Origin of the sequence: Ruegeria sp. HKCCD4884 (assembly GCF_013110855.1) — a bacterium.
GTDB lineage: Bacteria > Pseudomonadota > Alphaproteobacteria > Rhodobacterales > Rhodobacteraceae > Ruegeria.
This window is the reverse complement of record NZ_WVRJ01000022.1, coordinates 1-24,889: the sequence shown is the minus strand read 5'-3', so window position 1 is coordinate 24,889 and position 24,889 is coordinate 1. Positions and strand designations below refer to the sequence as shown.

Annotated in this window: 21 protein-coding genes; 15 read left to right on the top strand and 6 right to left on the bottom strand. The window is 51.9% G+C overall.

What is annotated here, in order from left to right; genetic code table 11:
- Positions 1-74 precede the first annotated feature (74 nt).
- The 4 genes from GS636_RS21750 (at position 75) to GS636_RS21735 (ending at position 4,073) form a co-directional block, all read left to right on the top strand.
- Positions 75-1,115, top strand: a complete 1,041-nt coding sequence (locus tag GS636_RS21750) for a helix-turn-helix domain-containing protein (RefSeq protein ID WP_171672703.1) — start codon at positions 75-77, stop codon at positions 1,113-1,115.
- 473 nt (positions 1,116-1,588) lie between these two features.
- Positions 1,589-2,311, top strand: a complete 723-nt coding sequence (locus tag GS636_RS21745) for a ParA family protein (protein WP_171672701.1) — start codon at positions 1,589-1,591, stop codon at positions 2,309-2,311.
- Between the two features lie 11 nt (positions 2,312-2,322).
- The gene (locus tag GS636_RS21740; RefSeq protein ID WP_171672699.1) at positions 2,323-2,694 is read left to right on the top strand and encodes a hypothetical protein; all 372 of its coding nucleotides are present in this window, start codon (positions 2,323-2,325) and stop codon (positions 2,692-2,694) included.
- 329 nt (positions 2,695-3,023) lie between these two features.
- Positions 3,024-4,073, top strand: coding sequence for a hypothetical protein (locus GS636_RS21735; RefSeq protein WP_171672696.1), 1,050 nt, complete (start codon positions 3,024-3,026; stop codon positions 4,071-4,073).
- Here the strand turns inward: GS636_RS21735 and GS636_RS21730 are convergent.
- Positions 4,070-4,219 carry a hypothetical protein gene (locus tag GS636_RS21730; RefSeq protein ID WP_171672694.1) on the bottom strand — a complete coding sequence of 50 codons (150 nt, stop codon included), beginning with the start codon at positions 4,217-4,219 and terminating at the stop codon, positions 4,070-4,072. The two genes, GS636_RS21735 and GS636_RS21730, sit on opposite strands and share 4 nt — an antisense overlap.
- A gap of 218 nt (positions 4,220-4,437) precedes the next feature.
- Here GS636_RS21730 and GS636_RS21725 point away from each other — a divergent pair, with 218 nt between their 5' ends.
- The 6 genes from GS636_RS21725 (at position 4,438) to GS636_RS21700 (ending at position 12,979) form a co-directional block, all read left to right on the top strand.
- Positions 4,438-5,847: a DUF4041 domain-containing protein gene (locus GS636_RS21725; RefSeq protein WP_371808766.1), complete on the top strand. Its 1,410-nt coding sequence runs from the start codon at positions 4,438-4,440 to the stop codon at positions 5,845-5,847.
- The gene (locus GS636_RS21720) at positions 5,837-7,003 is read left to right on the top strand and encodes a hypothetical protein (RefSeq protein WP_171672692.1); all 1,167 of its coding nucleotides are present in this window, start codon (positions 5,837-5,839) and stop codon (positions 7,001-7,003) included. The genes GS636_RS21725 and GS636_RS21720 overlap by 11 nt, the downstream gene beginning before the upstream one ends.
- 54 nt (positions 7,004-7,057) lie before the next feature.
- The gene (locus GS636_RS21715) at positions 7,058-7,396 is read left to right on the top strand and encodes a hypothetical protein (protein WP_171672690.1); all 339 of its coding nucleotides are present in this window, start codon (positions 7,058-7,060) and stop codon (positions 7,394-7,396) included.
- Positions 7,397-7,914: 518 nt separating this feature from the next.
- Positions 7,915-10,533 (top strand): AAA family ATPase, encoded by a 2,619-nt coding sequence (locus tag GS636_RS21710; protein ID WP_171672687.1) that lies wholly within the window; start codon positions 7,915-7,917, stop codon positions 10,531-10,533.
- A 904-nt stretch (positions 10,534-11,437) separates the two neighbouring features.
- Positions 11,438-12,352: a DNA-processing protein DprA gene (locus tag GS636_RS21705; RefSeq protein ID WP_170782351.1), complete on the top strand. Its 915-nt coding sequence runs from the start codon at positions 11,438-11,440 to the stop codon at positions 12,350-12,352.
- Positions 12,353-12,979, top strand: coding sequence for a hypothetical protein (locus tag GS636_RS21700; protein ID WP_171672685.1), 627 nt, complete (start codon positions 12,353-12,355; stop codon positions 12,977-12,979).
- A 359-nt stretch (positions 12,980-13,338) separates the two neighbouring features.
- Here GS636_RS21700 and GS636_RS21695 read toward each other — a convergent pair whose 3' ends face one another.
- From GS636_RS21695 to GS636_RS21680, 4 genes are read right to left on the bottom strand one after another with little or no spacing between them, the layout of a single operon-like run.
- Entirely contained in the window at positions 13,339-13,623 is a 285-nt protein-coding gene (locus GS636_RS21695; protein WP_171672683.1) for a YciI family protein, read from the bottom strand.
- 53 nt (positions 13,624-13,676) lie between these two features.
- Complete coding sequence (locus tag GS636_RS21690) at positions 13,677-14,525, bottom strand: MBL fold metallo-hydrolase (protein WP_171672680.1); 849 nt, start codon at positions 14,523-14,525, stop codon at positions 13,677-13,679.
- Positions 14,525-15,949, bottom strand: a complete 1,425-nt coding sequence (locus GS636_RS21685) for a sulfatase-like hydrolase/transferase (protein ID WP_171206964.1) — start codon at positions 15,947-15,949, stop codon at positions 14,525-14,527. The genes GS636_RS21690 and GS636_RS21685 overlap by 1 nt, the downstream gene beginning before the upstream one ends.
- Positions 15,946-16,428 (bottom strand): MarR family winged helix-turn-helix transcriptional regulator, encoded by a 483-nt coding sequence (locus GS636_RS21680; RefSeq protein ID WP_171169398.1) that lies wholly within the window; start codon positions 16,426-16,428, stop codon positions 15,946-15,948. The genes GS636_RS21685 and GS636_RS21680 overlap by 4 nt, the downstream gene beginning before the upstream one ends.
- A 119-nt stretch (positions 16,429-16,547) precedes the next feature.
- Here GS636_RS21680 and GS636_RS21675 point away from each other — a divergent pair, with 119 nt between their 5' ends.
- The 4 genes from GS636_RS21675 (at position 16,548) to GS636_RS21660 (ending at position 21,231) form a co-directional block, all read left to right on the top strand.
- Positions 16,548-17,498 carry a tripartite tricarboxylate transporter substrate-binding protein gene (locus GS636_RS21675; RefSeq protein ID WP_171672678.1) on the top strand — a complete coding sequence of 317 codons (951 nt, stop codon included), beginning with the start codon at positions 16,548-16,550 and terminating at the stop codon, positions 17,496-17,498.
- A 72-nt stretch (positions 17,499-17,570) separates the two neighbouring features.
- A complete protein-coding gene (locus tag GS636_RS21670) occupies positions 17,571-18,122 on the top strand; it encodes a hypothetical protein (protein ID WP_171672676.1) in 552 nt (183 codons plus the stop codon).
- Complete coding sequence (locus GS636_RS21665; RefSeq protein ID WP_171672673.1) at positions 18,122-19,711, top strand: tripartite tricarboxylate transporter permease; 1,590 nt, start codon at positions 18,122-18,124, stop codon at positions 19,709-19,711. Before GS636_RS21670 ends, GS636_RS21665 begins: the two co-directional genes overlap by 1 nt.
- A complete protein-coding gene (locus tag GS636_RS21660; RefSeq protein ID WP_171672671.1) occupies positions 19,708-21,231 on the top strand; it encodes a sulfatase-like hydrolase/transferase in 1,524 nt (507 codons plus the stop codon). The genes GS636_RS21665 and GS636_RS21660 overlap by 4 nt, the downstream gene beginning before the upstream one ends.
- A 206-nt stretch (positions 21,232-21,437) precedes the next feature.
- On the opposite strand, the gene GS636_RS21655 is transcribed toward GS636_RS21660, so the two are convergent.
- Positions 21,438-22,613, bottom strand: coding sequence for an aminotransferase class V-fold PLP-dependent enzyme (locus GS636_RS21655; protein ID WP_171672669.1), 1,176 nt, complete (start codon positions 22,611-22,613; stop codon positions 21,438-21,440).
- Positions 22,614-22,808: 195 nt separating this feature from the next.
- Here GS636_RS21655 and GS636_RS21650 point away from each other — a divergent pair, with 195 nt between their 5' ends.
- Positions 22,809-24,719: a DUF3604 domain-containing protein gene (locus tag GS636_RS21650; protein ID WP_253762968.1), complete on the top strand. Its 1,911-nt coding sequence runs from the start codon at positions 22,809-22,811 to the stop codon at positions 24,717-24,719.
- Positions 24,720-24,889: the final 170 nt, after the last annotated feature.

Sequence of the window (24,889 nt, the reverse complement as noted above, 5' to 3'; positions counted from 1 at the left end):
AGCAGCCCGCGAATCACTTCACAAGAAAAAACACCCTTGGGTGATCGGGATTTCTTTGTCTGCTGACAAAAAACATGAGGACAGTTAGAGATTTTGCTCCGGACGGAGCTACCGGGCAATCGGCCGGGCAGGGGAGTAGTGCACCCAAATGGCAGCAACTTCGTGCAGTTGAGGAGGCGCGAGAGGCGCTAGGTCTGAAAGCAACCAGTATAAACGTCTTACGGGCTATGCTGAGCTTCATGTCGGCAGATCGCGTGTCAGAGATGGCACCTGACCATCACGTGGTCTACGCAGGAAATGCTGCGATTGCCCAACGGGCACATGTCAGCGTTCAAACTGTCGAACGGCACATTGCGAAGCTGGTTGACCTTGGCATTATTCAACGTGTCACCGCGGCAAATGGGAAGCGATGGTGCCGGAGGGATAGTGCAGGGCAGGTGGCACTGGTTTCAGGCCTCAGCCTGCTGCCGCTGACCACCAGGCACGCTGAATTCACAGCTGTGGCCGCACAGTACCAACGCACGCAAGATTCACTTAGGGCACTTAAGGATGAGTGCCTACTGGCGTTGGCACGGCTGCAAGAGGTCTGCTGTGAAGGCATCCAGCACCTCATGGATCATGCTCGGACAATCCTGCGTCGCCGACCGCAACAGGACGTTCTTCAGTGCCTTCTGAATGAGATCAATGCGGCTATGCCCGTGGACAACACCGCAGAAGAAGAGGTTCAGCCCAGCAAATTGAGGGATGGTGACATCGAAAATGAGGGGCACAAAGAGCATTCACTGAATCCTGATAGTAAAAAAAGAAAATCTCTTTCGATTAGTTTGACCCAAGACGACATGGAGCGATCTTTCCCAGCCTTGTGCGCAGAATTGCGATTTGCGCGCAACAATGAGGAAGGTTTGCGAATGATGGACGACATTGCCCAACAATTGCGCCTGGGGCAGGCGTGGTGGAAATGCAAAGAAATGGGACCAGCGATTAGCTTTATCTTGTTAGGATACATCCTAGAGCGCGTGGACAGCGTGCAGAACCATCGGTCATACTTGGTGTCTATGATGGGAAGGCTGGAAGCCGGCGAGATCGAGCTGGAACAACTGGTGAGGCCGTTGTGACTTTCAGCGCCTGGAAGTCACACTCGTCAAATAGACCACATCCCTAATGGAACCTTTGCTTCACCAGGCTTCACAATTGTGAAGTGACACGTGCCGATCAACTCATTCAAGATCCATAAGCATCAAATCTACAAGGAAGCGAAAATCTCCTGTTTCACGTGTGCTTGTCAACAAAATATACTTTAGATTGCGTGGTTTAGAGGGAGGCTACCCTGACATTACCCTCTTTTTTCGCTAGTAACGAAAAAGGGGGGTAATACCCTTGGCTTGGGCACCCGGCCTGCTCAAACTCAATGTCAAACTTCACAAACCCTATGAAATAAGGGGCATCGATAGGTCAGTCTTGTAAAGTAAAGACGAGTCAAGTTCAGACTTTACTAGTAAAGGTCGGTAAAGGCCTGCCTTTCAAAGAAAAGTCTTGGCCAGTCTTGTAAAGTAAACGCTGTCTAAACCTTTACTTCGTATCTTCCTCATTGAGCCGAGCAGCTCTTCAAAAAATCATTGAGGAAGATTTTGTTATGTCGACTATTTCATTTTGCAGCTCGAAGGGCGGCTGCGCAAAAAGCACTACATGTATTCTCACATCTCTTGAGGCAGCACGGGCCGGCAAGCGGGTCCTGATCCTTGATAGCGATCCGAAGAAGTGGCTATCTGGCTGGTCGGATATCAAAGAGATCCCAGAGAACATCACCGTTCAACATGTCGAACGCGAAGAGATCACAGAGCAAGCCCTGTATGCCGCCGACGAATACGATGTCGTTCTGATCGATGTCGAAGGCTCTGACGATGCAAGCATCATTGACGCAATTCTGGTGAGTGACCTGGTCGTGATCCCAGGTCAGGCGTCTCTTCCAGATGTAAAGGCGGCCGTCCAGGTCCTGAAACGGGTTCGGTCACGCAGTAAGATTCTTGGACGTGATATCGAGGCACGCGTGCTTTTGACATTCACTGAAGCAGGCCCAATCGAGGCGAACATCAGCAAGGACATGCGCCAGGTTCTGGTAGAGAACAACGCCCCCCTCATGCGTGCGCAGTTGGCGCATCGGCCGATCTTCAAATCAATGGTTTCCGCAGGAGGCGACTATGTCGATCTGCCAGCGCGCTACCAAGGCTCCAACCTGGATTCTGCGGTTGAGAATGTAGAAGCCATCACCAACGAAATTTTCACCCTTCTGCGCGAACGCGCCGACAAATAAGGAGTTCAGCTATGAGTGCAGATACATCCGCAATCGGTAAAGTCACAATGGATGACGATGAGCCATGGTCTTACAAGGACAAGCATGGTCGGAGACCATCAGGTTCTGACACCAAGCATGCCAAACGTGTTCGCATGATCGCCGAGATCCAAGCAGACGCGGGTAGGGAGCTCGACCCTGAAGAGCTGGAAGATGAGATTGAGCTGCGCCTGGAAAAAGAGAAAAAGGCGGCGCGCCAACAAGTCTTCTCCACAAAGGTGAACCTTCGGCTCTATCGCAAATGGGACAAAGTTGCCAAGAAGAAGGGCAAAAGTGTCGTCGTGGCTATGGAGGAGTCGATGCTGGCTTTCCTCGAAAAGCACGATGTCGACTTTGAGTTTTAGTTCAGTAAAGACAAGACTTTACTTAACTTACAGTGGGGCAGGGGGGATCTCCTGCCCTAGGAAGTCCCAAAAATACTGAGTGAGGCACGGTGGCACGCGGAAAATTCATCAGGCAAGCGCGCAACTTCGGAAGACTCTGTGGGCGTCTGTATGTCGAAGGCCAGGATGTCGGAAGCAAACTGATTACCGAAGGGCTTGCTGTCAGATACATTAGTGGAGCGACAAGCTGTCCGCCGCGGCCGGGAAACTGGTGTGGTTGATAGTGTTTCAGCGTCTCGCGATACGTTTGCACCGCTTTCTACCCCGCATTGAAGTATGGATTTCAAATCATGTACCTATTTCCAAAGCCAGATGACGCCTTCAGGGTTGTAGACCGTAACTTCACGTCCATCGTTCTCGGCAGCAAAGAGAGTAACGAGGCGGCTTACAGAGCATGGCAGCGCGCCGAAGCAAAGAACACCCCCATAGGTCAGATGAAAAAGAGTGCTGGGGGTAGGGCAGCGATCAAAGCCGTTAATGACTTTCTGAAAAAACTTGAACTGGATGAGGAGTACCAAGGGTGGTTTCACTCGGCAACTTATGAAGATGTGGCTACATATTGGGCTCAGCACCTTTTCACCTGGAGATTGAAGCAGACTTTGCCTGAAACTGTCGAATTCGTAAGCGCGTTGGCGAAGGGCTCAATCGCCTGTAGGGGTCTCTGGGGGAGTGGGGAGCGTGCAGCGGCGATCCAGATGGTGGCAGATTTGCCTTGGGCGAATACGGACACGATGCAGTGGTATCTGGCTGTTCTACGCACCAATCGGGACGATATCCCCGATGAATGGCATCTGCCGGCACAGGCAATGACGATGTCGGCTATCGCTCGTATGGTCATGCTGGAAGGCAGTAGGCTGGGGTCTCCATCAGATCGTGCCTGGAACATCTATGATCTGATGAATGCGAGACATCCTGATACCGGAGATCTGATGGCTATCCGGTACTTCATGGATCAGACGCTGGCGGCAGCGGAAGGTGTCGAGACCCATTCGGAGTTTGCAGATCTCGCGCTCAAGCATATCGAAGACGACGACACCAGACAGCGGGAAGCGAAGAAGTACCGCGCCGGGAAGGTTGTTCCTCCCCATAAGCAGTGCCTGCAAATCAATGAAAACATGAAGTCTTTCATGTCGAAGAGATCGGCCGAGGAACTCTTTTACCTCGCAAACATCGCCTGTTTTTGTCAAAAGCTGTACAGACGCTTGCAAAAAACTCGGGACCTGGGCCTCGATCCGATCACTCCTTTTGATGACTTCAAGGCATTTCGAGATGTGCCCGAAGATCAACTGAAAGAGGCTATGAAACACGCAGCCTCTTACGAGTTCTCGATGGGGTTTTAGTCCTCATCGTAGTAGGCGCTCTCCCAGTCATCTGGGCGCTCGTCATACCCGCGGTCAGTCCAGTATGTGTCGTGTTCCGGGTTGAGCTGGTTTGCGCGATTGTCGATTTCATCTTGGCTGTGATCATGTCCATTGAAGCGTCCCATTTGCTTTCCTTTCTTGCTTAGGGTGACTTCAAACTATGATGAGTCGACCAAGCCGTTCAGTGGATAAACGGGGACAACTTTAGCCGGCTGACAGACGTCGAAATCCATTAGGGTGCTGGTTTTCCATGACTTGTATTTTTGCGATATCTTTTCAATTTATCCGCGAATGATAAGCTGACCGTGATTATGAGAAACGTTTCAAATAGCGAGCATTGACTGTGGCAGATTTTGCACTTTGGCTGATCTTAGCATCGCCGCTCTTTGTGATTGTGTTGATCATCATGATGGCATCCAAAAGGAAGAAAATTCGGAGCCTTGAGGAGGCACACCACGAAGAAGTTCAAGAACTGGAAAGAGATAAGGCGGATGAAATCTCCAAACGCGAAGCTCTTGAAGGTCGCTTCAGCGGCGTTCTGGATATTGAGAAAGAAATCCAAGATCTGGCTGCAACAAAGTCGGAGTTGGAGAGGTCTACCGAGCAAATCAGAGCGGACTACAAATCAAAGAAAGCGGTGTTCGACCGCCTAAAGTCAGAGCTGGCAGTTTACGATGACCGGCTGTCTTTCGCCGAGCTTGGCGTGTACGAACCTCACTTCGAGTTCCAAGACAGTGAGAGCTACAAAGAAGCCATCAAGGAAGTGCGATCCCGCCAAAAGGCCATGGTGTCCGCCAAAACAGCGGTTACCTGTGACATCGAGTGGACTCTCGATGGCAGTAAGTCAAAAGGCAAAACCATGACCGGCCGCAATATCCGGCTGGCTCTCAGGGCGTTCAACAATGAATGCGAAGCAGCCATCGCCAATACACGGTGGAACAATGTGAACGCGATGGAGAAACGGATCGGAAATGCTCGGGTTCAGATCGACAAGCTGAATGAATCTAACCGCATAATCATCGAGCAGCCCTATATTGACCTGAAGCTCGAGGAGCTTTGGTTGGCACATGAATACAGAGAGTGCCTTAAAGTCGAAAAGGATGAGAGGGCCGAGGCTTCCAGGCTTGCCCGCGAAGAGGCCAAGTTACTAAAAGAAGCGGCGGCGGCTCAAAAGAAGGAAGAAGAATACCAGGCGCTGCTGGATAAAGCCCGTGCGGAAGCAGGTATGGCAACTTCCAATGAAATCGATGCCGCTAACACGAGGGTCGCGGAACTCGAACAGCAACTAGAAGAAGCCCGTGAGAGAAACGAGCGTGCTCAGGCTATGGCTGAAATGACCAAATCGGGTTACGTCTACATCATATCGAACATAGGCTCTTTTGGCGAAGATGTTATCAAGATCGGCATGACACGCCGGTTGGAACCTTACGACCGTGTGCGGGAATTGGGAGATGCCAGTGTACCCTTTCTATTCGACACCCATGCCATGATTTACTCAGATGATGCGCCGGCACTGGAAAGAGCTCTTCACGCGGAATACGAGGATCGTCGGGTCAATACAGCGAACTACCGCAAGGAGTTTTTTCGGGTCACTGTTGATGAGGTGGAGGAAGCCGTGAAACGCCTAGCACCGGAAGCTGATTTTTTCAGAGATATTGAAGCCCAAGAATTTCATGAGACCATCGCCAAACGCAAACAAGAAGCTGAACTGATGGAAGTAGAGAAAGCTGCTGAGTTTCCAGATGAGATTTAATGCAATCAGGATGCCGCTCGTCTCTCTGATCTCGCAATGGTGCCTTGGAGTCGCATTTTGGCTATTGGCAGGCTCCGTTTCAGCAGCCGAGATAGTTCTGTCCGAGGGTCTGACCTCTGATCAAAAGATTATATCGATCAGGGGGCCAATAGAATTCGGGGACGACGATACATTTTTTGATCTCGCCCAGCAGACTGAGAAAGCAATCGTGTTTCTGGAGTCCCCGGGCGGGAATGTAGATACCGGAATTTCCATAGGCGCCGAGATCGCCATTCGTGGCTTCACCACGTTAGTTCTGGATGGTGATGGTTGTCACTCGATTTGTGCAGTCATTTGGGTTTCAGGTGTTCGCAGGTACATGTCGCCAGATGCTGATATCAGTGTTCATGCCGCTTACCGGCTGGTGAACAACAAAGATGGGGATTTAGAGTTACCTGAATCTGGAGTGGCAAATGCCAAGATTGGTGCCTTTCTCAATGAGGTTGGATTGAGCCGACAGGCCATTGAATACTTTACAATGGCACGGCCAGAAGAACCTTTGTTGCCAATAACCCCTGCCATTGCACAGCTGCTCGATATCGATGTGCATATCCAGGATGGGTTTAAAGTTACAACGGCCGCTGAAAGGCCTACACCGCGTCGGATTACCCGCCAAGTATCGGAGTATTTTGGCTTGGCGGGAAACTGCGTGAGCTTATTCGGGATCGAGCCATCCTATTGGACCGCCCAGGGGGAGCGGACTCTAAGGCGTGGGCATGAACTGTTCGGTGGTGAAGTATTTGCGTCTCTCCTTGGGGAATACACTTCGGCAACCAAAGCGGAACTGAAGAAAACGGGTTTTGTTAGGTGGTGTATTGCTGCCGAAGCTGGTCTGCGATCTGACGGACTTCCCACGGGTCTGGCAGGACCCAGCTACGACTGCGGGAAGGCATCTACTTCGACCGAGCATTCTATCTGCTCATCAAGAGACCTGTGGGCGATGGACCGGGCAATGGCCAGCTTGTATTTCTATTTTCGAGAGAACTCGGACACAAATCGATCACGAGCTTTCTTGTCTTCGCAACGAAAGTGGCTCCAGAGGAGAGACTCATGTGGGGCCAGCGTCGAGTGTCTACTAGAAAGGTACTCATCGCGCTTGTTTGACTTTGGCGTCTGATTCAGACGACGGAATCCAATTCTTGAAAATCGGAAATTCCAGTAGAGGGTAGAAATGCCAGAATACGACTTAAGAACGATTCAGGCGATGCAGGACGCTGGTCTTGACACCGTAGTCGAGTTTGGTGGCGGTTTTTGTCAAGTCACATACGTCTCGCTAACGCCTCAACAAGTTTTAAGATACCTCGAAGAAGGGTTGCCCTACGTTCTTCGCCTCCAAGGAATCGAGCCTGAGGAATTCGAAGAGTGGCAAACACATGATGGACGAGCACTTTGCAAAGAAATCCTGAAAAGCGGAAAGCTGTGCGGCAACCAAGTTGCCTCCCAGTGCTCCCTCGACGAATGGAAGCGCCTACATCGAAATGAATACTGTCTACGTCACGGTGGCGAATAAAATATCAGGAAAGGCACCAGCTGTTGAATGAAACTGTAGACCTGCCAAAAGACCTCGCCGTCCAAGTGTGCAAAGCTCTGATTGCATGCGTTGATGAGCTATCTGTTCATCATGTTATAAAGTACGGTCACCTCGAAGGCACACAAAATCCAGCCGTTCTCCTACGAATGGAGCAAGAAGACCAGGTCAGGCAAAATGCACTTCCTGTGCTCAACGAACTGTGCGACCGGTTAACCGCAGAGGGAGTTGATCCAATTGCTTGATCTATTGGTGCCGCTGCTAGTACTTGTCTTCGCTATTCTAGTGATCTGGCTGATCTTCAGTGTCGTCGGTGACATGGCTAAAGCTCGCGGTCACAGCCCTTGGCCCTGGTGGATCATCTCCGTTTTCTGGTCACCCTTTGGATCAATGATTGTCCTCTGGCTCTTTTTCGATGTGGCAGACGAAGATCAAGTTTGAGACTGGGGTCGCTGAGGCGCGCCAGAGATTGATGCAATAAACACATCTGGAATAGTACGTTGATCAAAACTGAATCTGAGGCAATGCAAGACATTCTGGACTGGTCCCAGGGTAGACCGGTTTGGCAAAGGGACGCACTGCGCCGATTGGTTTCCAACACGGAGCCGTTGTCAGATAGGGAAATCCTTGAACTGACAGAGTTGTGCAAGAACTCTACGCTGCCAGCTGACCCATTGGCATCGGAGCATATCACCGCTCAGAAGTCGGGTGCGCCTACAGTTGCCTTGAAAGCTCTCCGCAATGTTCAAAACGTCAACGCGCTCGCAGAAAACCAGTTGCTCACCTTTATTCCAAAGGGTGTAACCATAATCTATGGGGACAATGGTGCTGGAAAATCCGGTTACGTCCGCATCCTGAAAAGTGCATGCCGAGCCAGATGGAAACGCGGGCGCGAAGACGAGATTCTGGCCAATATCTATGGAACGCCGACTGGACCGCAGCGCGCAGAGGTCGAATTTCACGCCGGAGCGCAGGTTCAGAAATCAGAATGGACCAGTGACTCAGCGTCAGCCGCGCTGCTTTCCGAGGTTAGTGTATTCGACACACGGACGGCTAACGTGCACGTCGAGGAAACAAACGATCTGGCTTATACTCCATTCCCAATGAGGTTGCTGGAGCGTCTTGTATTGTCATGCAAGGGCGTCAAAGAAAACCTGGACCGCGAAATTGCGGATTTGAAGCGGCAAACTCCACAAAGCATTTCTGCGCCCAAGTGTTCCCAGGATACTCAGGTGGGTCAGGCCATCGCGTCTCTCAGCAAGGATACAGATTTAGAAACGGTGTCTGAACTTGCCAACCTTTCTGAGGTAGAGGTTGCCCGGCTGGCCGAACTCAATGCAGACTTTGCACAGGACCCTCAAGCCGCAGCTAGGAGGCTACGGGCGCAAAGAACTAGATTGCAGTCGCTCCATGAGGATTTGCAGAACGTCTTCAATTCGGTTTCCTCGGCAAACATCGAAAAGCTAAGAAGCCTTGCTGCGGACCTTAAGAGTAAGAGCGAAGCGGCTGCCGTTGCCTCAAAAGGGCTCTCCAAGGACGAAACTCTAAAAGGTGTTGGCTCCGAAACCTGGCTCGCGCTTTGGGACGCAGCCAGGGCCTACTCGGTGCAAGAAGCTTATCCCGGCATCGTCTTCCCTGTGGCGGACGCTGGATCACATTGTGTTCTTTGCCAGCAGGAACTGGATGGGGATGCCAGCACTCGGTTGAAACGGTTTGAGGACTTCGTTCAGGACAAGACACAAAAGGAAGAAAAAGACGCACAGCAAGCATTGGATGCCATACGAGACCAGATAGCCAAGACTTCAATTTCAATGACGAAGGTTTTGGAAGCAAGACGGTTTCTTGGTGATGAGCTTGGAAAGCCTGAGCTTGCTGATGAGTTGCGCCGGGCAGCTCTGCTATTGATGTGGCGAAGACGGCTCGCTCTTGGATCCAACGGTGATACCGTTCTTGAACTGGCTAGCTTCGATCCAACTCCTCTGAATGCGGTCATGGATGCTCTCGAAAGCCGAGCGCAAGTTATGTTGGCCGATGATGAAAGCGAAGACCGCAAGGCTCTGAAAGCGGATCTTAGCGAACTGCAAGATCGTCAATGGTTGGCGGGAATCGTTGATGATGTCACGGCTGAAGTAGACCGCATGATACAGGTCGATGTACTAGAAACAGCTCTCAAGGACACACGACCCGGTTCCATTACTCAGAAAAACACATCTCTGTCTGAGGCTTTGATAACTGATCGTTTGCGTGGCAGATTTCTCAGGGAGATTGATCATTTAAATCTGGCTGGTCTCGAAATTGAACTAGCACAAGCCCGATCACAGCATGGCGTTTCTCGGTTCCGTGTAAGCTTAATCGAAAGCAGTTCAAGCAATGCCGGTGATATATTGAGTGAAGGGGAATACCGCTGCGTCGCTCTTGCTGGCTTCATGGCCGAACTTGCAACCAACGACAGCGGCTCTGGTATCATATTCGATGATCCGGTTTCATCGCTGGACCACCTTCACAGAAAGGCCATCGCACAAAGGTTGGCCGAAGAAGGGCGGACCAGGCAGGTGATAGTGTTTACTCACGACCTGCCTTTTCTTTTCATGCTCCGGAGCGCTTGCGCCCATGTGGATGACCCTGGGATGAGGACCGACGTCGCCTTAAGGCACATCCAGAAGAAGAACAGGACACCCGGTCATTGCCGAAATGAAGCACCTGACAGAGCCCAAGATGCGCAAGCACGCCTCGCAACAATGCGCAAGCACCTTGAGAATTGCCGTGTTCAGTATGAAAATGATCCAGACAGTACAGTTTGGTTGGTTACTGCAAGAGGGTTGATCGATAGCCTTAGGCAGACGTGGGAAACCGCCATAGAAGATGCTGTTGCGCCGGTATTGAGGACTTTTTCCTCCAAGGTGGACACCAAAGGCTTTGCGAAGCTCTCAGCGATAACGGAAGCGGATGCGACAACGATGCGCCAACATTACGGAGTTTGCTCTGAGCTGCTGCACAAAGCATCCGATGCCTTGAACCCAGTAGCACCGACACCGGATGACATAGATCGGGAGTTTGATGCATTGCAGAACTGGCTCAACGCGCTTGCCCAACGTCAAAAGAGCATCAAAGTCGGATGAGCTAGTGAAAATTGCCGAAGCACTAATCCGCTGATTTCAGGGGGCGACGAGTCTCAAAGATTCAGTCTCATTAATTACGTACTCCGACAATGTGCCCGAGTGTAGTCGGGACAACTGACAATGTGAGTTATGAAAACCCCGCAATTGTTCCGGGTATCGGAACCTTTGGAGTTGTGATTTATTTAACAGGCTGGCAGCTCACCATCCAGCGTTGTGCTCAGGAGTTATGGGAATATCCCGGGCGCTCATTCATGCCACAACGATAGGAATACTGTTATGAGCGAAATGTCAGATAGAAAAATCATTCTGGGGCCTCTCGTGCTTCCATATGAAACGGTCGTCTGGAGCCCAGAAGAAGTTAAGCCATTTCGGCCAGGGCTTACTAGTCTGGCAAATCCAGCTTTGGTGGCGGTCGACCAATTTATATGTATCACTGAATTTGATCCGCTTTGTGCGCGACTTGGCTTGTCGCATAGCGAGACGATCATGAAGTTGGTTCGCGACCAAGAATCTTAGTGAACTATGGTGCTGTACTACCAGATTTGGTGATCGCTTATTGAGAAAGCTGATACACAATAATTCGGTTCCCAATCGGTGTTAAAGTCGGTTGGGGGCTCTAATAACATTCTTGCTCGTGAGTCATTGATAGTACAGGAAATATACCGTGGCGCAGCCAGTGGTTGCAAGCATTCGCGCGTCGTACTCAGCCACCTGTATTTCGCTCAATGCGGTAAGACTGATCCAGCGGTTTCGTAGGGGAGGGGTCTGAACCTGATTGGCAAGCGACAACTCGTCTCCTGATGCACCGGGAATCTATTGGTATTGTCTTACCGCTATGGTCTGAGGCACACTGCTGCAAACAAATCACCCTCGGTGGTGGTTATCTGGGAGACGCAAATGAGCAATGTACCAGCGTTCAGTCGCTGTGAATAAGCTGGCATTATCCAATAGCAGGTCACCCGCTCTTGCCCCGATTTCGCCGCGTCGTGAGCTTGGCGCATACGAAGCCTTGTTTTTAGAGCAGGGAGCGACTTTCAAACGATTGGCTGAAAGGTTTGCGAGTGATCCAACTGCGTTGCCTTCAGACTTTGTTTCTCCGCAAGACGCCGACGCCGCCGCCAAGAGAACCATTGAGAAGCTTTTTGCTTCAGGCGTTAAGCAATTCGGCGTTCGAATACACAAAGCTGGTGACTATCCTGAGAAGCTACGCCATGCCAAGTACCCCGTCGAACTGCTCTACTACCAAGGGGCTTGGGAACTCAGTGAAATGCGCGGCCTTGCTGTTGTTGGAAGCCGTAAACCATCAGAGGATGGTGCCCGCAGGGCCGCACGTCTGGCCAAGGAACTCGTAAAGCGAGATTTCGCCGTCGTGTCGGGGCTGGCGACAGGAATCGATACCGCCGCACACACTGCGGCTCTGGAGGCCGGAGGTGTTACAATTGCAGTGATCGGCACGCCACTTGGCGAATACTACCCAAAAGAAAACCGTGATTTACAGGACCACATTGCAAGGGAACACTTGCTGATTTCTCAGATTCCGGTTCTGCGTTATGAGGTCCAGCCATTCCAGCACAAAAGACAGTATTTCCCTGAGCGGAACGCGACGATGAGTGCCCTCACGGAGGGGACTATTATTGTCGAGGCTGGCGAAACCTCTGGCACTCTTACACAAGCGCGTGCAGCTCTCTATCAAGGGCGCAAGTTGTTTATCCTAGAAAGCTGTTTCCAAAATCCAGCCATCACATGGCCTGCTCGCTTTGAGAAAGAGGGCGCAATCAGGGTTCGCGAACCGAACGACATTTGGAGAGCTCTAGACTAAATGCGCCTCTCTGAAATTGACGATCACAACAGGGGTGACCATTCTTACCTAACCCCGCATGATGAGTGCTTCTACCTTTTGGAATACACTTCGGGGCGGGATTTCCGCTTTTCCAAGGCCAATCAGATCATCTCGAACCTCAAAAAGAAACCGAGTGAACGACTTTCAAAGGGCGGCTACCACTATAAGGCGCAGGTAATACGTCAGGCATCCAATACGCTAAGAGGGGCCTTAGACCCAGGCTGGTTGAGGACCAGCACGCTCATCCCTGTTCCAGGGTCAAAGTGTTTCGGACACCCAGACTACGATGATCGTATGGAACAAATCTGCCGAGGCATCCAGGAAGGGTTGGACGTCAGGAATCTCGTTACACAAACGGTTTCAACAGAGGCGGCTCATGAAGCCGGAAACAAACCGCGGCCGAGCGTTGACGAACTGGTAGACATTTATCAGATTGACGAAAACCTGTGCGATCCATCTCCTACGGACATTGGCGTATTTGATGATGTTCTGACAGCGGGAACGCATTTCAAGGCAATGAAAGCCGTCCTCAACAGGCGTTTTCCTGGTGTTAGAGTGACTGGCTTCTTCATCGCACGCCGGGTCTTTCCAAACCCTTTTGAGTAGCCATGACCTTCCAAGATAGGGGATTTGTCGCAACCCAGTTTAGAATGTGCCCGCTGCTTCAAGTCAATTCCGTGTAATAGACATTATGGTAAATATATCAGCGCTACTGACCTAAATCCAAGCCTCTAAGCACTCTGATTGACCAGCCTTGGGCTATCGTTTTGCAAATTTGGGATTCCTGTGAGCGTACGGCCGTGCCGGCGAACAAACGACTGCGTAAGGCTCGGTTTTATCGTTGTCTACTGTTAGCATGATTGGCCGGTCGCAGCCCGAAGCGGACCTTCAAAATTGAGCTTCCCAAACTTGGCAACGCGGATTTTGAAACAAGTCGCCTCAAGCCGCCCGTTAAGCTGCGCCCGTCAGCTGACAGACAATTGCTTTCCAGTAGAAAATATCCGGAAAGTTCGATGGCCGGATCGGAAAAGCGGGTCGCCTTCGATCAGCCGGACAATGCTGTCTCTATCGACGGCATTAACAATCCACAGGCCACCGACGGGCTTGGCGGTCTCGTTTGGTGCAAGTGATGCACCGTCAACAAAGATGTGAGGTTGAGCTGTAAGGTAGGTGAGGTGGTCCACAAATAATTGCTCTCGAACCGCCGACATCTCCGGTGCGTCTTCAAAAAGAACAATCCAGTGATTCATATCATTAACCTGTTTCTACATTTGTGACTTGAACCTTGTTGAATCCAATCATTTTAGAGCGTGTACTCCTGTAAGTCTTCGACAATCCCGAACGCCCCTTGAAAGACACTCTTTATATTGTTCAAAGCAGCAGTGTGTGAGGGCTCGGTGTCCATATGCACGCGGAAATGAGTAAGCAGAAGTTGTTTGACGCCATTGCTGTGCGCGTTTGAAGCAATCTCAGATGGGGAGGGCGTCAGGGTAGCCATCATGGGATGAGCGGGCTCGCCGTCCAAGCGGTAGCACCAGTGAAGCAAAAGGTCGGCGTTTTTTGCTAGAGCGGACAAGTCGTCACACAATCCAGCATCTCCCGAGTAGACAAATTTCTTGCCTTCACTTTGCACAGAGAATGCAAGGCAGGACAGAAAGGGTTGCGCGTGAGGTACTTCGCACGACGTCAACAACCAGTCTTTGCGTTCGTACGAAAAACCCGGTTCAATCTCTTGTACCTGCGGCGTTGGCCAAGGCCGTGGCAAACTGCCTCCGCGTGCTTTCCAGACTTCTTGGCTCGGTACAAAATCTGTGCGTGCACGGAGGTCGTGCGATAAGACGCCGCCTGGGCCGAAGTACCCCTCGGTGACTAGCGCGATAGGCGGCGGACCAAACACTTTGAGGGGCGCGGCACCTTCGTCCCAAGCGGCATGTACCAGGCGCGCATAGTCCATCATGTGGTCCGTATGCAGATGCGTGAAGAAAAGGTGAGTGATGTCTGAAGGCGAGCGACCCGAGCGCAAAAGGTTGTCAAACACGCCACCCCCGCAATCAAACAAGATCACGTCATTCCCGACTTCTAGAAGGTAGCCGCTGGAGGCACGGCGGACGTAGGCTTCAGGAGAGCCAGAACCTAGAATAGTGAGCTTCATTACGTGACCCCCGGCGGCGGTGTTGCGCCGGGAGCACCGAGCTTCAACGCAGCTTCGCGCCCCCCATATTGTGCGATCAAATCGGCCTGATCGTTAAATGCCAATGCGTCGACAGCTTCGATATCCACGTGGTGCGACATAGCCTCCTGCATTCGCAGCAGCTTATCTTTGTAACGAGGATCTGGGGCAAGATTTGTCAATTCTTCCGGATCTTCCAAAAGGTCAAACAGCTCTGGTTCGAAGCCGATATACTGGTTCAACTTCCAGCCTCCTTGGCGCAGCATGAATGCTCCGGACACGGCCCCGGCGGCGTGATATTGGCTTAGAATTGCACGGTGTAAGTGCGGGGGGGCAGCAGCGATTTCAAATAGTGACTGCCCTGCACAAGCAAAGTCCAAACAAAAGTGTGCAGGTATAGTAGCAGAAAGGTCCAGAAGGCTGACTGGCGTTTCACAAATACCGATGGGCACATTCGGCCCGGCCATGATCATCGGGATTGCAACGCTCTCTTCATAGAGATTGGATTTTCCCCAAAGCCCACGTGCGCCAACATTGTCGCCATGGTCGGACGTATATACAACTACTGTGTCATCAGCCATGCCGCTTGCTTGTAAAACATTCAAGATTCGACCCACATTGCTATCCAGCCAGCTCGTAAGACCGAAATAGGCCGACATGGCTGCAAGCCGTTCTTCTTCGCTGTCGAAGCGGTTTTCGCTATCCATCATAGCATTTTGTTTTTCTACCCATGGGTGACGGACGTGGCCTTGATTTGGGTGGAGTTTCGCTGGAGGAAGGATATCAGAAGGGTACATTTCGAAGAACTCTTGAGGACAGACCAAGGGGAAATGCGGTGCGACAAGACCAACGTATAGACACCATGGTTGGTCGTCGTCTTCTTCCGCTCGGTTCAAAAGCCATTCTTCGGTTCGCTTTGTGACGGCTGCATCATACTCTGTATACTTACTTTGACCTGGACCAATATACTCGCCAAGCATACGAGGTTTCACACTCACGCGCTCATCCTCGCGCCTGATCGAAGCCCAAACCATGCCAACGCCGTCTGCCACCATCATAGGCAAATGCTCAGTGTCGAAACCCGCTGGATCCTCCGGCGCACGGTAGTGTAGCTTGCCAATACTTTCGACAGGAATGCCTCCTCTTTGTAAGGCATGACCCCAACCCTTTATCTGACCGGTATAGGGCATTGCATTGTCCCAGAGCCGTGTGACATGGACAGGTTGGCCAGTCGCAAAACTCGCGCGCGCAGGGACACAGATCGGGCACGGGGTATAGGCGTTACTAAAGCGGGTTCCTCGAGCCGCCAGTGCATCCAGATTTGGTGTTTGCACAAATGGGTGTTCGGCACATCCCATGGCACGCGCTTGATGTTCGTCCGACATGATCACCAGAAAATTTGTCATGACGTTTCCTTTTCGAAGTCCTGCGTCGCAGCTTCGATACGTTTGAGCACTTCTATGAAGTTTCTACGTTCTTTAGCCGTAAACTGTGCATTCAAGGCGGACTGGCGGCTCCGCATTCTCGGCAGTGCTTTTTCGTAAAGTTGGCGTCCTTTCGGGGTGATATGTAGGACGGACGATCTGCTATCCGATTCGCTTTCCCGCACGGATAGCAGGCCTTCCTTTTCCATGATTTTAATTGTGCGGCTGAGTTGGCTTTTATCCATCAGAAGGCGGCGAACGATCTGATGTGGCGCCAGCGGACCAACGCTTATAAGCATTACCAATACCCGCCATTGCACCTGAGAGAGCCCCGCAGTTTCCTTAAGGATTTTCGAAGCTTGGGCATTCAATTGAGCATAAACCCGCGACAGACGCAGGGTGATCATCTGCTCTAAAGGTTCCTCATAGGGACCTAGATGGTGGTCATTGTCCATTTTCATAAATCACCCTTCACTTGCCTGATGGTAGGAGGAGTTTGGTTGACACGTCAACCGATTTTAGTTGACAGGTCAACTTAATTCCGGCGATGCTTGGTGGATCGCGTTAGGGAGGAAACGCTATGAATAAAGCACTTAAGACCATCGCTGCTACTGCTCTTGGTTTGGCGCTGGCCGTATCCGCACAGGCCGAGGACTGGGCGCCACCCGGACCCATTAAGCTGATGATCGCATTTGCAGCAGGGGGTGGAGCTGACACCCAAGCCAGATTAATCGCGGAAGATCTTGAAGCGGCTACCGGATGGGAATTCATTCCCGAGCAAGTGACTGGCAAGGGCGGGATGAACCTTGCGATGGCAATTAAGGATATGCCGAACGATGGATCCGTGATTGGCATGGTCGTGACGGAAACACTTGGGTACAACATGCGGGCGGCGGACGCGGGCGTTGGCCCATCGGATTTCACCGGCATCACCACCACGGCCGGGTTCCAAATGGGGGTTGTGTCACTTTCGTCTAAAGGCTGGAATAGTTTTGAGGACGTAGTAGCCGCGGCTAATGCCGGTGAAGAACTCCGTTTTGGTGTTATGAGCCCACGTCTAGCCGATCTGGCGTATCTGCTAGGTAAAGCGCAAGGCGTAGACTTCAACATTGTTTCGGTCAAAGGCGGTCGCGCAGTTATGAATGGCGTCAACGCGGGCGACATGGATCTAGGTTTCATGGCAGGTATCCAGGGCAAGGGTGTGGCGGCCGGTGACCTGGTCAATCTGGCATCGGCGCTGTCCGAACCGCTGAAACAGACGCCAGATGCACCGACCTTTGCGGATCTTGGCGTTGAGTTCGACTCTGACGGTGCCTTTGTTTTTGTAGGTCCAGCCGGTATGGACACAACGGTACGTGATGCATTGGCTACCGCTATTGGAACCGCGATTTCGACCGAAGGAACAAAGTCCAACGCGATGATCACTAAGGCATTTGGCGGGCCATTGATCCAGAATGGCGACGAATTGCAACAGCGTTTGCAAGCCGAATATGACAAGGCGGGTGAGTTGCTGGAAGCCGCATCTGAATAGTCAATCTGCCCCGCTTTTGGGTGGGGCAGTCATACTTCGCCACCAGTTATCATCGATCAAAGAGACAGGCGTATGTCCCCCGAGAAAGCAACAAATCGCGCCTTGGCATTTGGTGCCATTGTGGTCGCGCTGTTTATCGCCCTTGTGTGGGTTCCCATGGATACGGATACCGGACTGATTGAAAAAGTGCGCCGTCAAGTATCCATCGGAGACGCCTTCGCGCCTACGTTGGCAGCGGTTTTTATCGGTGTTGGGGGGATGCTTTTAGCTATTCAGCGGCTATCGGTAATGGACGGACGCTTGCGCATTGCCAACTTAAGATTTCTTGCCACGTTACTAGTGCTGCTTTTGGTGTGTTTTGCCATCATGCGCTGGACAGGTCCAGCAGCAGTAGCTCTGACTGGTGCAGGTGAAAACTATGCATCTTTGCGCACAACCGCTCCTTGGAACATAGTCGGATATTTTTTCGGTGGAAGCGTGATGATTGCTGCACTCATCGCAATGATTGAAGGGCACGCCTCCTTTCGCGCGTTTTTGATTGGTGTGGTCGCGACCACTCTTTTGATTCTACTCTATGACGTGCCATTTGACGATCTTTTACTGCCGCCCAACGGGGACGTTTGATGGAGGTTTGGACCTACATCCAACTTGGTGTCGCGGCGGTGTTTCACGGGCCAGACCTCTTTTCGATTGCTGGATTTGGTGTTCCGGTGACCCCGATGATGGTGCTGTTCGGTTTCTTATTGGGCATTGCAGTGGGAGCAACTCCGGGTTTGGCAGGGCCGATGGCAATGGCAATTTCACTGCCTATTTTGATTTCAATCTTCGGCTTTTCGCCTGATGCGCTATTGCCTGTAATGGGCTTTTTGATCGGGATCATGAAAGGGGCCACGATTGGCGGCGCGGTGCCAGCGATTCTGTTCAATACACCCGGCACACCAGATGCATTCATGACCACACTTGACGGTTACCCGATGACGCAGGCTGGCAAGGCACGCAAGGCCTTGAAAATCGCGCACGTGAGTTCGGCATCGGGGGACACTTTCTCGGATATTGTGTTGATCCTGTGTGCGCCGTTTTTAGCTGTGCTTGTAGAGGCTTATCTGGATTTGCCTGAGAAAACCGCGCTGTTGGTCTTGTCGCTTGCCTTCATTGCCTCGGTAATAGGGGACTCTGTCGGCAAAGGGCTGATTTCAATGGGGCTCGGCTTGTTGGCGGTCTACATCGGAACGGGTGAAGACTTCTATCCGCGCCTTACAATGGGTACGCAGACGCTGGCGCAAGGATTTCCAGTTGCGACTGCAATTCTTGGCGTATTAATCCTTGGCGAGGTCTTTAAGTCTATTGAGGACCTTTGGCATGACCACCGCCGCACTCAAAAGCGGTTGTCGTACAATGAAATCGGTGACCAGCATTTGAGTCGCTCTGATCTTCGCCGCATCACGCCTTATATCGCCCGTTCTGCCGTCATCGGCACAGCCATCGGGGCATTGCCCGGGGTTGGGAGCACTTTGGCCGCGACGCTCGGGTTTACCACTGGAAGTCGGCGTCACGCCAAAAAGTCACCCGAGGAAACGCAGTTTGGTAAAGGCGCGCCAGAGGGCATTGCATCGACTGAGGCGGCTAACAGTTCAGTTTCCGGCGCAAACCTTATTCCGGTTCTCAGCCTCGGCATTCCTGGAAATGCCGCAGCAGTTTTTTTGATACTCGCCGCTGACAGCATTGGCGGCTTCAACCCCGGACCTTCGGTTTTCAAGTTTACCACGGGCGGAATTAACCCGGAACTGGTCATGGCCTTTGGCCTTTTCACAATCATGATGCTCGCGAACCTCTTCAATTGGACAATCGGAGGCGGGTTTATGCGGGTCGTGGGGTACATGATCCGCATCCCAAAACACATGTTGCTGCCCGTTGTGCTGTTGCTGACGTTTACAGCGATCTATGTCCAAGAGGCACGCATGTCGGCGATCTGGTTCGCGGTTGGGTTTGGAGTGCTGGGGTATCTTATGCGCCGTGTGGGTATGTCTCCGCTACCTTTCGTGATTGCGTTTATTCTTGGCGGCAACCTCGAAGAAACTGCGCGCCAGGCCTTTGCTGCAACCGGCGGTGATGCATGGTTCCTGTTCAATAATCCCATAGCCGCAACATTTATGGCGCTGGCCGTTATCGTTGTTTTTTTCTCTAGTCGTTCCCGCAAGGAGGCCAAACCATGAGCCGTCCCAACATCCTTTTGATTTCGGCAGACCAGCACCGTGCGGATTGTTTTGGCTTCATGGGGAGAAAAGTGAAGACGCCTCATCTGGATCAACTGGCCGCAGACGGCACGCATTTCACATCTTGCATCACGCCTTCTGTGGTCTGTCAGCCAGCGCGGGCCTCAATCCTAACAGGGCAGCTCTGCCGCACACATGGGGTGCACGACAACGGTATCGACCTCGATCCTGAAGTTGGCGGGAAGGGCTGGGCTGGAGCTATGGCTGCTGCTGGTTATCAGACCAGTTTTTTCGGAAAGGCGCACTTTTCTACCTACCACACTTACGAGCCCACCGGGACGCCCGAATGCCTTCAATCTGGGGCTGATTACGGTGCGGATTGGAACGGACCCTATATGGGATTTCAGCATCTTGAGTTGATGTTGGTCGGGCACAATTGGTGGGCACCAGTGAAGCCACCATTGGGTCAGCATTATGAGCGATTTTACCACGCCGATGGGCGCGGGGATGAACGTACAAATTTGATGTGGGAAAACGCAGGTGACACCAAGGATGCCGCGCAGACGTGGCATTCCAAGCTGCCCACCGCATTTCACAATACGAGCTGGACGTCGGATCGGTTTATCGAGTGGCTGAAACATGGGCGCGATGAAGAAAAGCCATTCTGCACATGGGTGAGTTTTCCCGATCCGCACCACCCTTTTGATTGTCCCGAACCTTGGTCGTGGCTGCACAAACCGGAAGATGTGGACCTACCACCCAACCGCACCCGTAGTTTTCTGGGCAAGCCGTGGTGGCATAAAGCGGCGATGGAGAATGAACCGGCAGACCCTAAATTTGCAGATGTGCGCAAGGCTTACAGCCGAATTGCGCCCCAAACAGATGAACAACTACGCGAGATTATTGCCAATACCTATGGCCAGATCGCCTATATTGACCATGAAGTCGGACGCATGCTTATTGCCCTCCAACAAGCGGGTTTGGGTGAGAATACAATAGTGATTTACATCTCTGATCATGGTGATTGGCTAGGTGATCATGGGCTTATCCTTAAGGGCCCGATGCACTATGAGGGTTTGCTAACAGTGCCAATGATTGTGCGCGGCCCAGGTATCCCTGCTGGTAAAGCCGTGGACGAGCCAGTCTCAACACTCGATCTGGGGCCGACCTTTTTGGACTATGGGCAGGCGAAACCGTTGCAAACACAGCATGGCACGAGTCTACGTGAGGTCTGGGAGACCGACGGTGGTCGCGACTTTGCACTTAACGAGTGGGGCCTACTGCCTGGGCGCGTAGGTGTCGCTTTGGAATTGCGTACGGTTCGTACGAAAACACACAAGATGACTTTGGAACTAAACTCTGGCGCGGGCGAAATGTACGACCTGGTTGCGGATCCGTTTGAACAAACTAATCTGTTTGACGATCCGGCGTGTCGTGAAATCAAGGATAAGCTCAAAGGCTATATTGCAACGCGGCCAAATGACACCGTCTCGGATCGACAACCAGTGGGAACCGCATAAACTAGCATAATATTCTGAATCGAGAGGTAATAGTCGAACCACTTCTCTAGGCTCAATTTTGCCGTTCTATGCGGTTAACATAGTAGGCCGTTCGCAGCCCGAAGCGGACATTCACAACCAGACTTTGCAATACCAGCTTCGCGGACAAAGCGGTCTATTATCTGTGCCCGCAACTTCTGCTTTTTGAGGCAAGCTCTAGCGCTGCTTCAATGAATAAGAGAAGAGAGACGTTCTACAGCACCGCGCACTTCTTCTTCCGTATTGTAGTAATGGGGCGCGATGCGCAGCAGCGTTGGTAAGTTACGACGTTCCGAGTCGATCCGCGTACTCGAGGGGGCTGATGCCCCGATGACATAACCTGACGCTGCCATTTGCTTGACGATTGATTGGGTTTCAAACCCCTCAATAGAGAAACTGACAATTCCGCAACGAGATTTGCCCAAATCTCGCACCGTTACATCCGACACTTCCGAGAGAGCTTTTCGCGCTTCCTCGGCTAGAAACGTAACACGATCATTGATCTGGTCGATCCCAATCTGGTCGGCATAGTCGATTGCCGCTCCAAGTCCTGCCCGTAGTGCATAGGAGTTTTCCCAGGTTTCAAACCGCCTGGCGTCGTCACGCAGTTCATACTTGTCTCGAGCCACCCAAGGCGCACCAAAATGGTCGATCATCGCGGGTTCCAAAAAGTCCAACCATTTGTCTTTGATATAGAGAAACCCTGTCCCCCGCGGCCCACGTAGATATTTTCGACCTGTGGCTGACAGAAAATCGCATCCGAGTTCTTCAACATCGATCCGCATCTGGCCCGCTGCTTGACATGCATCCAAAAGGTAGGGAACGCCGTGCGCATTTGCGATACGACCAACTTCGACGGCCGGGTTCACCAAGCCACCGTTCGTAGGGACCCAAGTGATTGCAACAACACCGACATCATCCCCCATCGCTTCCTCAAGCGCGGCCAGATCCAACGTTCCGTTTTCATCAGACGGTATGACTTCGATTTTCAAGTTCTCGCGTTTTGCTCTTTGGAGAAACGCAACATAGTTGGCCGCATACTCCGCTTCACAGGTAAGAATCCGCGAACCCTGTTTTAGCGGAAGGGCATAGAACGCATGGCACCAAGCGACTGTTGCGTTCTCCATCAAGGCGACTTCGTGAGCAGCAGCACCGATATGTCCGGCCACCGAACGATACACTTTTTCTAAAGGTTCGGCCTGACTGGCTTGCGCCTCATACCCACCGATTTGCGCCTCAAGCTGGGTATGCGTGATAACGGCTTCCACAACGCATGTGGGCATGAGCGCTGAGCCACAGGCCAAAAGATGAGTTGAATGAGCAATACCTTGGGTATCGGCACGAACTTGATCGACATCGATCATCTGAAACTAACCTTATAGTGTGCTTGAAATCAGACATTGGCGGCAACGCAGGAAGGAAGCAAGTTCGCGCTCGACGAGGTCCTTCGCAGTTTTTTCGTGAGAGTCTGCAATGCGGATTTAGCAAACCTTCGAACTCAGTCGAAATAACTTCCTGAGCAGAGTTGTGCTATGGTGCCTTCAATTATGGAGGAAAAATTGTTTCGCTATGTTTTGCCAGCAGCTCTCATTTTGGTGAGCCCAGTCTTAGCTCAGGATGCAATAAATCCGACAGGCCTTTCCGGTCCTTCCGGTCGACCTTATTCACCTTACGCTGAACGTGCGTATCCAACACAAGTCTATTTTGGTGACACTCACGTTCATACTGGCCTTTCCGGGGATGCTGGTGGAGGCGGTACGCGCCTCATGCCGCGCGATGCCTATCGGTTTGCGCGTGGAGAAGAAGTTGTGTCGAACACGGGGCAACCAGTAAAGTTGTCGATGCCTCTCGACTTCTTCATGATTACAGATCATTCGGATGCGATGGGTGCGATCACTGACATCATCGGAGGTGCTCCCAACATCTTGGCAGATGAACAAGGCAGATATTTCCATGAAGAATTCAATAAGGGTGGAGAAGCCGCACTAGCGGCAGCGCTCGAGCTTACAGCGGCGTTTGCTCAAGGACAGGTTTCGCCTGCGCTGAACTATCAACCGGGCAACCCCGCGTACGCCCGAGTTTGGGACGAAATTATCGATGCCGCGGAAGAGTACAACGATCCAGGCGTATTCAGCACCTTCATCGCCTATGAATGGACATCTCTCGTTGCAGGGAACAATTTGCACCGAAATGTGATCTTTCGCGACGGCCCTGAGCTCACAAGACAGATACTGCCCTATACTACGACGCCACCTGTGGGCTCACCCAACCCTCGTGATCTTTGGAAGTGGCTGGAAAACTATGAGCAAACGACAGGCGGGCGTGTACTTGCTATTCCACATAATGGGAACTTGTCTAACGGCTGGATGTTCCCGTTAGTCGATGACTTCGCGGATGGGGTGCCGTTAGATCCCGCATACGCAGAAGCGCGAAACAAATGGGAAAGACTATACGAACCAACTCAGATTAAGGGAGATGGTGAGGCCCACCCGTTCCTATCACCTGACGATGAATTTGCTGACTTCGAAACATGGGATTACGGCAATCTGGATGCTTCTGTTCCGAAAGAGCCGGAAATGTTGTCTGGCGAATACGCTCGATCTGGGCTGCTTCGCGGCTTAGCCTTGCAAAAGGTTTTGGGAGTAAACCCTTTCAAGTTTGGTATGGGAGGAGCCAGTGACACGCACACAGGTTTGACAGCACCAGACAACGATAATTTCTTCGGTAAATTCACCGGTTACGAGCCCAGCGAAGAGCGCAGCCAACATGTCAGTAAGACCTATGCTGACGGGAACGTTGCGCTGCGTTCGTCGCAATACATTACTGGTGGTTTGACAGCTGTATGGGCGCAAGAGAATTCCCGCGAAGCCATTTGGGATGCGATGCATCGGCGTGAAACCTACGCAACGACAGGACCTCGAATGCGCGTCCGAATGTTCGGAGGATATTCTTTTACCGAAGAGGATGCCTTGCGGCGGGACTTGGCGCTAGTGGGATACACTAAGGGTGTGCCGATGGGTGGCGATCTTGGCCCAGGTGAAGGCGCACCTTCTTTTCTGGTATATGCGCTTCGTGATCCGATGGGAGCAAACCTGGATCGAATCCAGATCATAAAGGGCTGGATAGATGCAGATGGAGAGCAACGGGAAAAAGTCTACGACGTGGCCTGGTCTGGTTCCCGCGAACCAGATGCCGCTGGTAAGTTGCCGTCAGTAGGCACCACAGTGGACCTTTCTATCCCCTCGTGGACTAACACGATTGGAGCCTCTGAGCTGGGAGCCGTGTGGGAAGACCCGGATTTCGATCCCTCGGAAAGCGCATTTTTTTATGCCCGGGTAATAGAAATTCCGACCCCTCGCTGGACGGCGTATGATGCAGTGAAGTTCGGAATAAACATGCCGGATGGCGTCCTTATGACAGCACAGGAACGTGCCTACACTTCGCCGATTTGGTACTCGCCACAACAGTAGTTCGATTTACGATGTCGGTCGGGTATGGGCTCAGTACTGTTGTTCTCTGTGGTTTGCCTGATTGGTGGTTCCCAGCCCTAAGCATGCGTAATTGGGCAAACCTTAAAAGCGAGGGTCAAATCTCTAATGCGTTTCTGAATCTCCGCTCGAAGAAGTTACCACAGTCAATA

Bases quoted from the DNA above. Each gene is read 5' to 3' on its own strand.
- GS636_RS21750 (WP_171672703.1), top strand. From the start codon at position 75: ATGAGGACAGTTAGAGATTTTGCTCCGGACGGAGCTACCGGGCAATCG.
- GS636_RS21740 (WP_171672699.1), top strand. From the start codon at position 2,323: ATGAGTGCAGATACATCCGCAATCGGTAAAGTCACAATGGATGACGAT.
- GS636_RS21735 (WP_171672696.1), top strand. From the start codon at position 3,024: ATGTACCTATTTCCAAAGCCAGATGACGCCTTCAGGGTTGTAGACCGT.
- GS636_RS21730 (WP_171672694.1), bottom strand. From the start codon at position 4,219: ATGGGACGCTTCAATGGACATGATCACAGCCAAGATGAAATCGACAAT.
- GS636_RS21720 (WP_171672692.1), top strand. From the start codon at position 5,837: ATGAGATTTAATGCAATCAGGATGCCGCTCGTCTCTCTGATCTCGCAA.
- GS636_RS21715 (WP_171672690.1), top strand. From the start codon at position 7,058: ATGCCAGAATACGACTTAAGAACGATTCAGGCGATGCAGGACGCTGGT.
- GS636_RS21705 (WP_170782351.1), top strand. From the start codon at position 11,438: ATGTACCAGCGTTCAGTCGCTGTGAATAAGCTGGCATTATCCAATAGC.
- GS636_RS21700 (WP_171672685.1), top strand. From the start codon at position 12,353: ATGCGCCTCTCTGAAATTGACGATCACAACAGGGGTGACCATTCTTAC.
- GS636_RS21695 (WP_171672683.1), bottom strand. From the start codon at position 13,623: ATGAATCACTGGATTGTTCTTTTTGAAGACGCACCGGAGATGTCGGCG.
- GS636_RS21690 (WP_171672680.1), bottom strand. From the start codon at position 14,525: ATGAAGCTCACTATTCTAGGTTCTGGCTCTCCTGAAGCCTACGTCCGC.
- GS636_RS21685 (WP_171206964.1), bottom strand. From the start codon at position 15,949: ATGACAAATTTTCTGGTGATCATGTCGGACGAACATCAAGCGCGTGCC.
- GS636_RS21680 (WP_171169398.1), bottom strand. From the start codon at position 16,428: ATGAAAATGGACAATGACCACCATCTAGGTCCCTATGAGGAACCTTTA.
- GS636_RS21675 (WP_171672678.1), top strand. From the start codon at position 16,548: ATGAATAAAGCACTTAAGACCATCGCTGCTACTGCTCTTGGTTTGGCG.
- GS636_RS21670 (WP_171672676.1), top strand. From the start codon at position 17,571: ATGTCCCCCGAGAAAGCAACAAATCGCGCCTTGGCATTTGGTGCCATT.
- GS636_RS21665 (WP_171672673.1), top strand. From the start codon at position 18,122: ATGGAGGTTTGGACCTACATCCAACTTGGTGTCGCGGCGGTGTTTCAC.
- GS636_RS21660 (WP_171672671.1), top strand. From the start codon at position 19,708: ATGAGCCGTCCCAACATCCTTTTGATTTCGGCAGACCAGCACCGTGCG.
- GS636_RS21655 (WP_171672669.1), bottom strand. From the start codon at position 22,613: ATGATCGATGTCGATCAAGTTCGTGCCGATACCCAAGGTATTGCTCAT.